The organism is Paracoccus sp. (in: a-proteobacteria), from assembly GCF_030604785.1.
Taxonomy (GTDB): Bacteria; Pseudomonadota; Alphaproteobacteria; order Rhodobacterales; family Rhodobacteraceae; genus Paracoccus.
Genome location: NZ_JAUVVF010000026.1, coordinates 1 through 12,919, shown reverse-complemented (window position 1 = coordinate 12,919; position 12,919 = coordinate 1). Strand labels below are relative to the sequence as shown.

At 66.3% G+C, this 12,919-nt stretch carries 12 protein-coding genes; 5 read left to right on the top strand and 7 right to left on the bottom strand.

Features of this window, described 5'->3' with window-relative positions:
* The first annotated feature begins 145 nt into the window (after positions 1-145).
* The 3 genes from QAR72_RS09825 to QAR72_RS09815 all read left to right on the top strand — a co-directional run bounded on the left by QAR72_RS09825 (position 146) and on the right by QAR72_RS09815 (position 3,994).
* Positions 146-1,060: a sodium:calcium antiporter gene (locus QAR72_RS09825; protein ID WP_304617197.1), complete on the top strand. Its 915-nt coding sequence runs from the start codon at positions 146-148 to the stop codon at positions 1,058-1,060.
* Between the two features lie 117 nt (positions 1,061-1,177).
* Entirely contained in the window at positions 1,178-1,780 is a 603-nt protein-coding gene (locus QAR72_RS09820) for a TetR/AcrR family transcriptional regulator (RefSeq protein WP_304617196.1), read from the top strand.
* Between the two features lie 510 nt (positions 1,781-2,290).
* Entirely contained in the window at positions 2,291-3,994 is a 1,704-nt protein-coding gene (locus QAR72_RS09815; protein ID WP_304617195.1) for a cation:proton antiporter, read from the top strand.
* A gap of 225 nt (positions 3,995-4,219) precedes the next feature.
* Here QAR72_RS09815 and maiA read toward each other — a convergent pair whose 3' ends face one another.
* The 4 genes from maiA to hppD all read right to left on the bottom strand — a co-directional run bounded on the left by maiA (position 4,220) and on the right by hppD (position 8,657).
* Positions 4,220-4,867: a maleylacetoacetate isomerase gene (gene maiA, locus QAR72_RS09810; RefSeq protein WP_304617194.1), complete on the bottom strand. Its 648-nt coding sequence runs from the start codon at positions 4,865-4,867 to the stop codon at positions 4,220-4,222.
* 5 nt (positions 4,868-4,872) lie between these two features.
* On the bottom strand, positions 4,873-6,093 hold the full coding sequence (gene fahA, locus QAR72_RS09805) for a fumarylacetoacetase (protein WP_304617193.1): 1,221 nt from the start codon (positions 6,091-6,093) through the stop codon (positions 4,873-4,875).
* A 13-nt stretch (positions 6,094-6,106) separates the two neighbouring features.
* A complete protein-coding gene (gene hmgA, locus QAR72_RS09800; protein WP_304617192.1) occupies positions 6,107-7,468 on the bottom strand; it encodes a homogentisate 1,2-dioxygenase in 1,362 nt (453 codons plus the stop codon).
* A gap of 91 nt (positions 7,469-7,559) precedes the next feature.
* Positions 7,560-8,657 (bottom strand): 4-hydroxyphenylpyruvate dioxygenase, encoded by a 1,098-nt coding sequence (gene hppD, locus QAR72_RS09795; RefSeq protein WP_304617191.1) that lies wholly within the window; start codon positions 8,655-8,657, stop codon positions 7,560-7,562.
* Between the two features lie 136 nt (positions 8,658-8,793).
* Here hppD and QAR72_RS09790 point away from each other — a divergent pair, with 136 nt between their 5' ends.
* Entirely contained in the window at positions 8,794-9,255 is a 462-nt protein-coding gene (locus tag QAR72_RS09790) for an Lrp/AsnC family transcriptional regulator (RefSeq protein ID WP_304617190.1), read from the top strand.
* 28 nt (positions 9,256-9,283) lie between these two features.
* Here the strand turns inward: QAR72_RS09790 and QAR72_RS09785 are convergent, their stop codons facing one another.
* Complete coding sequence (locus tag QAR72_RS09785; RefSeq protein WP_304617189.1) at positions 9,284-10,558, bottom strand: phospholipase D-like domain-containing protein; 1,275 nt, start codon at positions 10,556-10,558, stop codon at positions 9,284-9,286.
* Between the two features lie 194 nt (positions 10,559-10,752).
* Between QAR72_RS09785 and QAR72_RS09780 the strand changes: the two genes are divergently transcribed.
* Positions 10,753-11,439 carry a superoxide dismutase gene (locus QAR72_RS09780; protein ID WP_304617188.1) on the top strand — a complete coding sequence of 229 codons (687 nt, stop codon included), beginning with the start codon at positions 10,753-10,755 and terminating at the stop codon, positions 11,437-11,439.
* Positions 11,440-11,708: 269 nt separating this feature from the next.
* Here QAR72_RS09780 and QAR72_RS09775 read toward each other — a convergent pair whose 3' ends face one another.
* Together QAR72_RS09775 and QAR72_RS09770 are read right to left on the bottom strand one after the other, a co-directional pair.
* The gene (locus QAR72_RS09775; RefSeq protein ID WP_304617187.1) at positions 11,709-12,737 is read right to left on the bottom strand and encodes a trans-3-hydroxy-L-proline dehydratase; all 1,029 of its coding nucleotides are present in this window, start codon (positions 12,735-12,737) and stop codon (positions 11,709-11,711) included.
* A partial coding sequence (locus QAR72_RS09770) for an aconitase X (RefSeq protein ID WP_304617186.1) occupies positions 12,738-12,919 on the bottom strand: 182 nt, incomplete at its 5' end.

Genomic DNA, 12,919 nt, shown 5'->3' with positions numbered 1-12,919 from the left:
GCCGGACGCTTCTGGCGCGGGCATGGCTCGTCCAGAACCGGACACTCATCATGAGACTGACTGATCGACACATCCCTCTGGCCGCCCGGCGCGGCAGAGGGACCGTTTCCCCTGATGCGCCTTTCTGCAACGGGGGGCATGCCTGATGGAATGGATCCTTCTGATCGCCGGGCTTGCGGCCCTGTTCGTCGGCGGCGAGGCGCTGGTGCGCGGCGCCGTCGGCATCGCGCGGCGACTGGCGATCCCGCCGCTGCTGATCGGGCTGACGGTCGTGGGCTTCGGCACCTCGACCCCTGAACTGCTGGTCTCGGTCGATGCGGCGCTGCGGGGCGTTCCCGATATCGCCATCGGCAACATCATCGGCTCGAATATCGGGAACATCCTTCTGATCCTGGGCCTCGCGGCGCTGATCTGGCCGATCCGGATCATGGGCGACACGCTGCGCCGTGACACGGCGGTGATGATGGGCGCGGCCCTGGTGCTGCTGCCCGCCTTCTGGCCCGGAGAGCTTGGCCGCCCTGCCGGGCTGGCGCTGGTGGCAGGGCTCGTGGGCTTTCTGCTGCTGTCCTTCCTGCGTCCCGGCAGCGACCAGCCCGCCGAGGATGACGCCCCCCCGCCGCGTCTGTGGCTGTCGCTGATCTGGGTTGCGGCGGGCCTGGCGGCGCTGATGCTGGGCGCGCGCTGGCTGGTTGACGGCGCCACGACCATCGCCCGCGATCTGGGCCTGTCCGAGGCCTTCATCGGTCTCAGCATCGTCGCCATCGGGACGTCGCTGCCGGAACTGGCGACCTCTCTGGTCGCGGCGCTGCGCCGGCAGTCGGAAATCGCCATCGGCAACATCGTCGGCTCGAACATCTTCAACGTGCTGGGCATTCTGGGCATCACGGCGGTGATCCAGCCGATACCGGTCGCCGACCGGTTCCTGACGCTGGACCTGCCGGTGATGATCGCGGTCTCGGCGCTGCTGACGGTGCTGCTGATGCGGCCCCGGATCGGGCGCCTGACAGGGCTGGGCCTGCTGGCGGGCTATGCGGCCTATGTCTGGGTGGCGATGGCCTGATCCGGGCCGTTTCCCCCTTGCCGCGGCGCGACGGGCGCGGCACTTCTTCAGCGACCCCCGCGCGATGCCGCGCGCGGGCAGGTTCGGATCGAGTGACGTTTTCGAGGGGGAAACACCATGACCAGCCCGCGAGAGAGGCGGCGCCGCGAGACCGCGCGGGACATCCAGCGCGCGGCCTTGCGGCTCTGCCTTGCCCATGGCTCGGCCGCCGTCACCGCCGAGGCGATCGCCGTCGAGGCAGGGATCAGCACGCGGACCTTCTTCAACTATTACCAGAACAAGCAGGCCGCGATCCTGGGCATCCAGCCGCGGCTGGACCTCGAATCCGCAGGCTGGTTCGTCACCTCGGCCGCGCCGCTTCTGGACGACGTGGTCAGGGTGATGGCCGGCATGATCGACGAGGTTGAGGTGTCCCGCGACCTGCTCTGCCAGGTCAGGAGCCTGATCGAGGCCGAGCCGCCGCTGCTGCCGCTGTTCAAGGCCTCGCTGGACGCGGCGACGCAGACGCTTGTCGTGCTGCTGGAGCGGCGGCTGGGGCCCGATCATCGGGCGCAGGCTGAATTGATCGCCGCGCTGGCCCGTCAGGCGCTGTCGATTGCCGTATGGGCCTGGGCGGCGGATGAGGCGATGGGGCGGTCCTGCATCAGCGCGATGATGCGATCGCACATCGAAAAGAGCTGCGCATGTCTGGTGCCGCAGCCTTGCGCCGCAAGTGGCTGATTGGGCAAGAGGATTTCAGGCTTCCCCGGTTTCATCCCCGAAACGGTCCACGGAAATTGTGGATAAGTGGCGTGGATTTTCATGCTCGTTTCTGGGTCCCAAGATCCTTGCGGTGGGACGCAATGACAGGAACCTTAGGTGCTGATGAAACGTCCGCGTCCGGGCCGTCAGCGCCGGCGGGAAACCGAGGGTTCAGCGGCAATGCGGCTATGGCTGCACGACAACTCGCTGCACCACTAACAGGCGGACTCAGCGGTCTAGAGGGCGGATGACTGATTAGCCTTCGGGTAGGCATGATCCATCTGATCGTCCTGAGATCAAATCCGCGATGCGTCGATTCTATAGACTTACGGGACCGCTGCCTCAGGACTTCCATCCCGCAAGGGTTGATCTATCGCAAGGCTGCATCCGCTGACGCCGCTATGGTGTTGGTCCAAGCGCGCGGAGGTGTGCATCGGCGGGCTCTGTCCCGTCCTGCACCGTTCCGCGAGGGGATCACCGACCGGAGAAATGCCCGTGAATGCCGACTATGCCTCTGTCTTCTACGAAATCGCGCTGCTGGTCCTGCTGGCGGCGGGGGTCGGCTTCGTCGGGCTGATGCTGCGCCAGCCGCTGGTCGTGGCCTTCATCGCGGTGGGGGTTCTGGCGGGGCCTGACGCGCTTGGGCTGGTCTCGTCGGTCGATTTCATCGAGACGCTCAGCCAGATCTCGATCGCCGTGCTGCTGTTTCTGGTGGGGCTGAAGCTGGATATCGGCCTCGTGCGAAACCTCGGGCGGGTGGCGGTGGCCACGGGGCTGGGGCAGGTCACCTTCACGGCGCTGTTCGGCTATCTGATCTGCCTCGCCATGGGGCTGGATCACGTTACATCGCTCTATATCGCGGTGGCGCTGACGTTTTCCTCGACCATCATCATCGTCAAGCTCCTGTCCGACAAGCAGGAGATCGGCGCGCTGCACGGCAAGATCGCGCTTGGCTTCCTGATCGTGCAGGACATTTTCGTGGTGCTGGCCATGGTCACGCTGTCGGCCATCGGCGTGGGGCTGGGAGAGCAGAGCGGCGGATTCTGGCAGGTCCTGCAGGTGTTTCTGGGCGGTCTGCTGATGGTGGGCGCGGTCGTGCTGTTCATCCGGCATCTGGCCGATCCGCTGCTGCGCCAGATCGCCCGCTCGCCCGAGCTGATGGTGATCTTCGCCGTGGGCTGGGCCGCAAGCCTTGCAGCACTGGGCGACGCGCTCGGCTTCGGCAAGGAACTGGGCGGGCTGTTGGCCGGGGTCTCGCTGGCCTCCACCGAGTTCCGCGATTCCATCGGATCGCGCCTCGCCGCGCTGCGCGATTTCCTGCTGCTGTTCTTCTTCATCAATCTGGGCGCGTCGCTGCAGCTGACGACCCTGGGCGACCAGATCGGACCCGCCATCGTGCTGTCGCTGTTCGTCCTGATCGGCAACCCGCTGATCGTCCTGGCGATCATGGGCTACATGGGCTACCGCCGGCGCACAGGTTTTCTGGCCGGGCTGACGGTCGCGCAGATCTCGGAATTCTCGCTGATCTTCATGGCGATGGGGATCACCCTGGGCCATATCGGCAATGAAGCGATGGGGCTTGTCACGCTGGTCGGGCTGGTGACGATCGCCCTGTCGGTCTACATGATCACCTGGTCGCACAAGCTCTTTGCCCTGTGCGAGCCGTATCTGGGCTTGTTCGAGCGCCGTCACGCCCATCGCGAGGCGGACGATACCGACGGGGCGGCCCGGATGCGTGGCCACGATTACGTCGTGTTCGGGCTGGGCCGATATGGCTGCCGGATCGGAGCCAAGCTGCAAGAGCGGGGATTCCGCGTCCTGGGCGTGGATTTCGACCCTGACGCCATCGCGCATTGGCGGCGGATGGGTCTGGACGCGATCTATGGCGACGCGACCGATCCCGAATTCGTGGCACATCTGGACATGGCCGATGTGCGCGCCGTGGTGTCGGCCGTCCCGCGCGAGCGGGGCGCGCTGACCGAAGCGGACCCGCAGCTTGCCCTGCTGCATGGCCTGCAGGCCGCCAATTACAGCGGTCAGGTCTTCCTGTCGGCTCAGAAGCTGGCCGATGTGGATGATCTGCTGCGACAGGGCGCCAGCGTGGTCCTGAAGCCCTTTGACGATGCCGCCGATTATGCGGTGCGGCGATTGACGCAAGATGAAGAAAGCGCTGCAGCTGCCCGCACCCAATAGCTGCGTCCGCGCGCTAAGGTCGCAGGCTCGATGCGGGGCACTGGCATCAAGTTACTCTGAGAGTCGTTCAGTGGATCGAGGCTGTGCAAATCAGCACGGAGTTAAACGCTCGCACTCCGGGCGCGCGGGGCAACCCCGGCCACAGCTTGTCCGAGCGCTTGAATGTTTTAGAGTTTCTTGGCCATTTTCTCCAAGTGAAAACCGGCGTGGCCGCAGGCTTCTTATCTATCTTGCCGCTATCAGCGCGAGCCGCTCTGGATGCGCCATGACAAAGGCCGGCAGTGCGGCGCAGGACCGCTCCACCGCCGAGATGCGGGGCAGATGCGCGAAGCCGACGCTCCATCGCCTTGCATTGAAGAGCTGCGGCACCAGCACGCAATCGGCAAGGCCGGGGCCGCTGCCGTGGCAGAAGCGGCCTGCAAAGCCGGAATGATCCAGCATCGCCTCGACGGCCGCGAGGCCCTTGGCGATGTTATCACGGTTCCAAGCCGCACGGGCTGCGGGGCCGGCCAAGTCCTCGACACGGTCCAGCACGGACAGGTTAGACACGGGATGGATGTCGCAGGCGATGGCCAGTGCCAAGGCCCGCTGGCGGGCGCGATCGGCCGGGTCGGAAGGCAGCAGCGGCGGGTCGGGACGCGTCTCGTCGAGATAGCCGATGATCGCCAGCGATTGGGCCAGCACCAGCCCGTCGATCAGCAGCACCGGAACCAGCCCCTGCGGGTTCAGGCCCAGATGCGCGGCATAACGCTGCGCCCCCGTCGTCAGATCGACGGAAACGCGATCATGGGCGATCCCCTTGAGGTTCAGCGCGATCCGCACCCGGTAGGATGCCGACGAACGCGTGTGGTCGTGAAGAACGGGCCGCGCCAACCGGCTTATTCCTCGGCGGGCAGGATCGTGCCGGTGCAGGGGCCGAAGCCGATGCGGTAGCCGTCGCCCGCGGCATGGGCGAAAAGGCCGATCTCGTCGCCATCCTCGATGAATGTGCGGACCTCGCCGTTCACCTCGACCGGGTTGCGCCCGCCCTGCGTCATCTCGAGCAGCGCGCCCGTCTGATCCCGCGTCGGACCCGAGATCGTGCCCGAGCCCAGCAGATCGCCCACCCGCATCGGGCAGCCCGAGACCGCGTGATGCGCCAGCTGCTGCGCGGACGAATAATACATGACGTTGTAATTCGTCTGTGCCATCCGCTGCCCGTTCATCGTCCAGCCAAGCGTCAGGTCGTAAAGCCCCGGCCGCGTTTCCCGAAGATAGGGCAGCAGCGGGTTGGTGCGTTCCGGCCCTGCGCAGCGGAACGGCTCCAGCGCGGCCCGCGTGACGATCCACGGGCTGATCGTCGTGCCAAGCGCCTTGGACTGGAACGGCCCCAGAGGCTGGTATTCCCAGGCCTGGATGTCGCGTGCGGACCAGTCGTTCAGAAGCACGTAGCCGAAGATCATCTCCTCGGCCTGATCGACGCCCAGCCGCTGGCCCATGCGGCTGTCGGAGCCGACGATGGCGCCCAGTTCCAGCTCCAGATCCAGCCTGCGGCAGGGGCCCCAGACAGGCCCGTCCTCGCCCCGCACCTGGCCCATCGGGCGGCGGATCGGCGTGCCTGAAACCACCACCGACGAGGCGCGGCCATTATAGCCGATGGGCATATGCGTCCATTGCGGCGGCAGGGCATTCTCCGGCCCGCGAAACAGGCAGCCCACATTGAAGGCGTGATGGCGCGAGGCGTAGAAATCCGTGAACTCGCTGACCCGGATCGGGAGATGCAGCCGCGCCGCCGCCATGGGCACCAGCGGCAGCGCCGGCCCCTCGCCCTCGGCCAGCAGCGCCGTCAGCGCCGCCCGCATCCGCGCCCACTCCGCCGGCCGCCGCGCCATGAACCCGTTCAGCTCCGGCGCGGCGAAGGTGCCGCCGGCCTCCACCAGCCCCCCCGCCTCGCAGGCCGCGAGGTCCAGGATCATGTCGCCGATCGCCACCCCGCAGCGCGGCGCGTCCCCGACCGAAAAGACCCCATAGGGCAGGTTGTTCAGCGGAAACTCGCAGCCCGGCGCGTTGGCGCTGGCGATGCGGGACCGGATCAGGCCCCCGGCTTCTTCGTTGCCCAAATACCCAGATCCCTCACTTGATGCCCGGTGTTCCGTCGAATTTCTTCTCGAGCCGGTCCCAGACCTCGACATATTCCTGCTGCATCGGCGCCGCGCGGGCGGCGTATTCGGTCAGATGCTGAGGAAAGCGGGTCTCGAACATGAAGGACATGGTGTTGTCCAGCTTGTGCGGCTTCAACTCGGCGTTGCTGGCGCGCTCGAAGGCGTCGCGGTCGGGGCCGTGGGGCAGCATGCAATTGTGCAGGCTGATCCCGCCCGGCGCAAAGCCCTGCGGCTTGGCGTCATACTGGCCGTAGATGTTGCCCATCAGCTCGGACATGATGTTCTTGTGATACCAGGGCGGGCGGAAGCTGTGCTCGGCCACCAGCCAGCGTTCGCGGAAGAGGACAAAGTCGATATTCGCCGTCCCCTCCTGCCCCGAAGGCGCAGTCAGCACCGTGAAGATCGACGGGTCGGGGTGATCGAACAGGATGGCGCCCACCGGCGAATAGGTCCGCAGATCGTATTTGTAGGCGCAGTAGTTTCCGTGCCAGGCCACCACGTCCAGCGGGCTGTGGCCGATATGTGTCTCGTGGAACTGCCCGCACCACTTGATGACGACGCGGCTCGGAACCTCGCGATCCTCGAAGGCGGCCACGGGGGATTTGAAGTCGCGCGGGTTCGCCAGGCAATTGGCGCCGATGGGGCCGCGATGGGGCAGATCGAACTTCTGGCCGTAATTCTCGCAGACAAAGCCCCGGCAGGGGCCATCCAGGACCTCGACCCGGTAGACCAAGCCGCGCGGAATGATCGCGATCTCCCTGGGTTCCAGATCGATCACGCCCAGTTCGGTGCAGAAGCGCAGCCGCCCCTCCTGCGGGACGACCAGCAATTCGCTGTCGGCCGAAAAGAAATACTCGTCCTCCATCGAGCGCGTGACCAGATAGACATGGCTCGCCATCCCGACCTGGATGTTCACGTCGCCTGCCGTGGTCATGGTCCGCATCCCGGTGATCCAGGTCAGCGGCTCGTCCGGGACCGGGATCGGGTCCCACCGGTATTGCCCAAGGCTGGTGACGTTCGGCACCACATTGGGCGCGGTCTTCCAATGCGGCACGTCGATCGGGGCAAAGCGCCCTGTGTGGTGGACCGAGGGGCGGATGCGGTAGCACCAGGTCCGTTCGTTCTGCCCGCGCGGCGCGGTGAAGGCGGTGCCGGAAAGCTGTTCGGCATAAAGCCCGTAATTGCATTTCTGCGGGCTGTTCTGGCCCTGCGGCAGGGCGCCCGGCAGGGCCTCGGTCTCGAAATCGTTGCCGAAACCGGGCATGTAGCCCTCGTGCGGCCCGGTCGTCGCGGTTGCGCGGATCATGCCTCGGGGCAGGTCGTGGGAGGTCATCTTGTCTCTCCTTGGGCGGCGTCGGGCCGGGGCGCTGTCCTTCCGCCGCGCCCGGTCGCGGGCGCGGCGGTCCTGTGGGCAGGGCGGGCGGTCAGGTCGCCGTCAGCACGCCGCGGTCGATCTGGTCCTGTTCGATGCTTTCGAACAGCGCCCGGAAATTCCCCTCGCCGAAACCGTCATCGCCCTTGCGCTGGATGAATTCGAAGAAGATCGGGCCGATCACGGTTTTCGAGAAGATCTGAAGCAGGATGCGCGTCTCGCCGCCATCCACCACGCCCTCTCCGTCGATCAGGATACCGTGGCGCGCCATCGCGTCCAGAGGCTCCTCGTGCCCGACCACGCGGTCCTTCGACATCTCGTAATAGGTCATCGGGGGCTTGGGCATGAATTTCAGCCCGCGCTCCGCGATGGCATCGGCGCTGCCGTAGATGTCGTTGCAGCCCACGGCGATATGCTGGATGCCCTCGCCGTTATAGCGCTTGAGATATTCGACGATCTGCCCGGTCTCGCCGCGATCCTCGTTGATCGGGATGCGAATGCGGCCGCAGGGCGAGGTCAGGGCGCGGCTGTAGAGGCCGGTATATTTCCCCTCGATGTCGAAGAACCGGATCTGCCGGAAATTGAACAGCCGGCTGTAAAAATCGAACCAGGTGTCCATGTTGCCCTTGAAGACGTTGTGGGTCAGGTGGTCCAGATAATGGAACCCCACCCCGGCGGGCTTGGGCGCGGCGATGAAGTCGAAATCCCCCTCATAGGGGTTCGCATCCGCGCCGTAGCAATCGGTGAAATAGATCAGCGATCCGCCGATCCCGACGATGGCCGGCCAGTCGAGCGTGCGATCCGCACCTTCATGGGGCGTGGCGCCGTTCTTCACCGCATAGTCGAAGGCGTGCCGGGCATCCGCGACGCGCCAGCCCATGGCGGGGGCGCAGGGGCCGTGCTCTTCGACAAAGCGCATCGCGTGGCTGCCGGGTTCGTTCGTCAGGATGTAAGTGATGTCGCCTTGCTGCCACAATTCCACATCCTTGCTGCGGTGGCGGGCGACAAGGGCAAAGCCCATCCGTTTGAACAGGGCGCGTGCCTCGTCGGGCTTGGGATGGGCGAATTCGACGAATTCGAAGCCATCGGTGCCCGCGGGGTTCGCCTCGCTGATCGAGGCGCGCGGGGCATCATGCGGAAACGGTCCCATCGAAATTCCCTCCTGGAGATATGTCAGCCTCGACGATCCCACGGAATGGATGACAGCAGCGCGCAATCTTGCGGTTCATTCGGAGAATGTATGCGTGTAATCTTCATCTCTGTCTGATTTTGCGCGAAGGGGACGCATGATGGATGCCAGCGATGCGCGGCTGCTGATCGAGGTTCAGCGACGGGCGGACATCACCGCCCAGGATCTGGGGACAATCCTGAACCTGTCGCCCAGCCAGGCGGCCCGTCGCCGGGCGCGGCTGGAATCGGCGGGCGTCATCGCGGGTTACGGCGCGCGCCTCGATCCTGCGCGGCTGGGCCTGACGGTCCAGGCCTTCGTGCAGGTGCAGATGAGCGCGCACAGCGCCGACAATGCCGCCAGCTTCGTGCGGCTGGTCGGCAGCCTGCCCCAGATCGTCGGCTGCTGGACCCTGACCGGCGAGGCCGATTACCTGCTGCGGGTCTGGGTCTCGGACCTGCAGGCGCTAAACGAGCTGATCCATCACCGCCTGCTGCCCCATCCGGCAGTGGCGCGGGTGCAGAGCCAGATCGTCATGGACCAGCCCAAGCCCGATTCCGGCCTGCCCGTCTGGGACTGAACTTCCGGCGCCAGACTTCAGGCGGCCGTCACAGCTGCGGGCGCAGCAGGCTCCACAACCAGTCGCCGGCGCGTGTGGACCATGACCGCGCCTGCCATTCGGCCAGCGTGACCGGGCGCGACCGCGCCAGATCGGCCTCGAACATCGCGATCTGCTCCTCGGCAAAAGCCGTGTCGAACACGTTCAGATTGGCCTCGTCGTTCAGGCGGAACGAACGCTCGTCGAAATTCGTCGAGCCGACCGAGGCCAAAGCGTCATCCACGATCAGCAGCTTCGCGTGCAGGAAGGTCGGCTCGTATTCGTGGATCCGCACTCCGGCCTGAAGCAGTGGCCCCCACAGCGCGCGCGAGGCGCGACGGACGGGCGGCTTGTTGATCTCGGGACCGGGCAGCAGGATGTCCACCTCGACGCCCCGTGCGCGGGCATCGACAAGCTGGCGGATCGCCACGTCGTCGGGAATGAAATAGGGCGTGGCGATGCGGATGTGACGCTCGGCCCCGGCCAGCGCGGTCATCAGCATCATGTGGATGTCGTTGCGGCTGCCCGTGCTGCTCAGCGCCAGCTGGGCGATCATGTCGCCCGTGGGCTCAAGCTCGGGGAAGAAGGCGTCCCCGCGCAGGATCTCGCCGCTATCCTCGACCCAGTTCGACACAAATGCGCCCTGCAGCATGGCAACGACCGGGCCGGTCACGCGGTAATGGTTCTCGCGGAACTCGCCCGGATGACGCGCATCGCCCAGCCATTCATCCGCCACGCCCACCCCGCCCGTAAAGCCGATATGCCCGTCCACGATCAGCAGCTTGCGGTGGGTGCGGTTGTTGATGCGGTCGATCGTATACCAGTGAACCGGGCGAAAGCGCGTGACGCTGACGCCCGCCTCCTCCATCCGGCGCAGCAGGTCGGCCTCCATGGGCTTCGAGCCGAACCAGTCCAGCAGCACGCGCACCTCGACCCCCGCGCGTGCGCGTTCGGCCAGGGCATCGGCGAAGGTCTCGGCGATCTCGCCGGACCAGTAGACGTAGGTTTCGAAATTGATGCTGGTCTCGGCCCCCCGGATCGCTTCCAGCATGGCGGAAAAGATCTGGTCGCCGTTCACCAGCGTCTCGACATGGTTGCCCGGCAGCAGGTTCGAGCCGTAAAGCCCGTTCATGCTGCGCAGGAAGGCCGGGTCGGAACTGCCCATCACCGACGGCAGGCGGTCGCGCAATTCGCGCCGGTCGGGCATCAGGTTCAGCGCTGCGATCACCAGCGCGCCGATCGTCAGGCCAGTGGCAAGGACCGTGCCGACGCTCGGCCGCCTCATGCCGGGCCATCCATGCGGGGCGGGTTCGGTCGGCGGGGCAGCAAAACGGGCAAGTCAGGTCCTTTCCGGGGCCGCGACTGGCCCCACGCGGTCAAAACGCCGCGCAAATTCCGCAGGTTCCGGGGGCTTCGCCCGACGGGGGAACATTGCGGCGAGGGTGGGGTTGGTATGGCTGGTTCAAAAGGAGATCCCCGATGAAACAGGCCCTTGCGATCGCGACGCTGAGCGCCCTTCCCTTCGCCGCCCTCGCGCAATCCGAGGGGGAGTTCACCTTGCCCGAGCTTCCCTATGCCGCCGACGCGCTGGAGCCGGTGATCGACGCCGAGACGATGGAACTGCATCACGGGCGCCACCACCAATCCTATGTGGACAACCTCAACGAGGCCATCGGCGACGGCGAGGCGCCCGAAAACCTGTCGCTTGACGAACTGGTCGCCGCGGCCGGGACCTTCACCGACAAGGTGCGCAACAATGCAGGCGGGCACTGGAATCACAGCTTCTTCTGGGAGACGATGGCCGCGCCGGATGAAACGGGCGAGATGTCGGCCGAACTGGCCGAGGCGATCGACACGGTCTTCGGCTCGGAGGACGAGTTCAAGGCCGCCTTCGAAGAGGCCGGGGCGGATCGCTTCGGCTCGGGCTGGGTCTGGCTGATCGTGAACGATCAGGACCAGCTGCAGATCACGACGACCCCGAACCAGGACAATCCGCTGATGGATGTGGCCGAGACCGCCGGGACGCCGCTTCTGGGCAATGACGTGTGGGAGCACGCCTATTACCTGAACTACAACAACCGCCGCGCCGATTACCTCGACGCATGGTGGGACGTGGTCAACTGGGACATCGTCTCCGAACGCTACGCCGCCGCGCTGGCGGACTAGCGAAGGTATGCTCGCCACGCGGACGAGGCACTGCGTGGCGAGCCGCCCGTCTTCCAGACCACTATCGTCATTGTGATGCTCAGGAAGCACCGCCGTCGCGACGGCCTCTTGCACCGCCAAGATGAATGGAAGCACCCGATCCTGATCGGCGTGCATCCACTTTCGACGTCCAAGTTGCAGATGGCGCAGGTCGTCGGGTAGATCTTGGTCCTTCATGGTAAGCGCTCTTAAAAGCCAAGAAGGCGCTTCCTGTGACATGGTGGACGATACTAGCGCGCGCCCCATGTATCGCTGAGGCGGTAGCCTTCGGGCCAGGGATCGTCCGGGTCCAGCATGTGCTGATGGGTCCCGGTGATCCAGGCCCGGCCCGATAGCTCGGGCAGGATGGCGGGCAGGGTGCCGACGCGGGTCCGGCCAAGGATGCGGCCGGTGAATTCCGATCCGATCAGCGACCGTGCGGTCAGGCTGTCGCCCTCGGCCATCTGGCCGCGCGCGTGCAGGACCGCCATCCGCGCCGACAAGGCCGTCCCCGTGGGCGAGCGGTCGATCTTGCCCGGACGGATCGCGACGGCGGCGCCCGTGTGCAGGGCGCTGCCCTCGCGCCGGACCGGACCCGCGAAGAGGCAGAACGAGATGTGGCGCCAATCCGAGTTTTCGGGGTGGTCGAAGGCAAGCTGCCGGGTGGCGGCCTCGGTGATCCGCACGCCCAGACGGGCCAGATCATGCGCCTCGTCCGGGGTCAGCGCAAAGCCGAGCGAAGCGGCATCGACCATCACGAAGCTGTCGCCGCCATAGGCGGTGTCGACGTTCAGGACGCCCAGCCCCTCGACTTCCAGCGGAGCGTCCAGGCGGGCGGCGAAGCTGGGCAGGTTCTGCACAAAGATGCGCCGCGCCTTGCCGCGGCTGCATTCCGCGCGCACCCGGACCAGCCCGCCCGGAGCCTCCAGCACCAGATGCGTCTCGGGTTCCTGCATGGGCAGGATGCCCGCATCCAGCAGGACGGTCGCCACGCAGATCGAGTTCGATCCCGACATCGGCGGCGTGTCCTCGGGCTCCATGATGATGAAGGCGGCGTCGGCCTCGGGATGCCTGGGCGGCACCAGCAGGTTCACATGGCGAAAGACCCCGCCGCGCGGCTCGTTCAGGACGAAGTTCCGCAGGCTTTCGTCGCGTGCGATCCAGCGAGATTGTTCCCACAGCGTGTCGCCCGGCGGCGGCGCGACTCCGCCGACGATCACGTCGCCCACCTCGCCCTCGGCATGGGCCGAGATGACGTGAACCAGCTTCGTTGTCCGCATCTAGTCCTCCAGCCAGCGGGGCGGGGTCAGGGGCGCACGCCCCGTCCGCGCGGCCTGCGCGCAGGCGGCGATGCTGCCGAACCGGACCTGCCGCCCCGACAGGCCCGGCCCGTAATGCGCGTATTTGCCGGAATTCGTCATCAGCGCCCGCGTTGCGGACGGAAAGACCGGCTCGGATATCG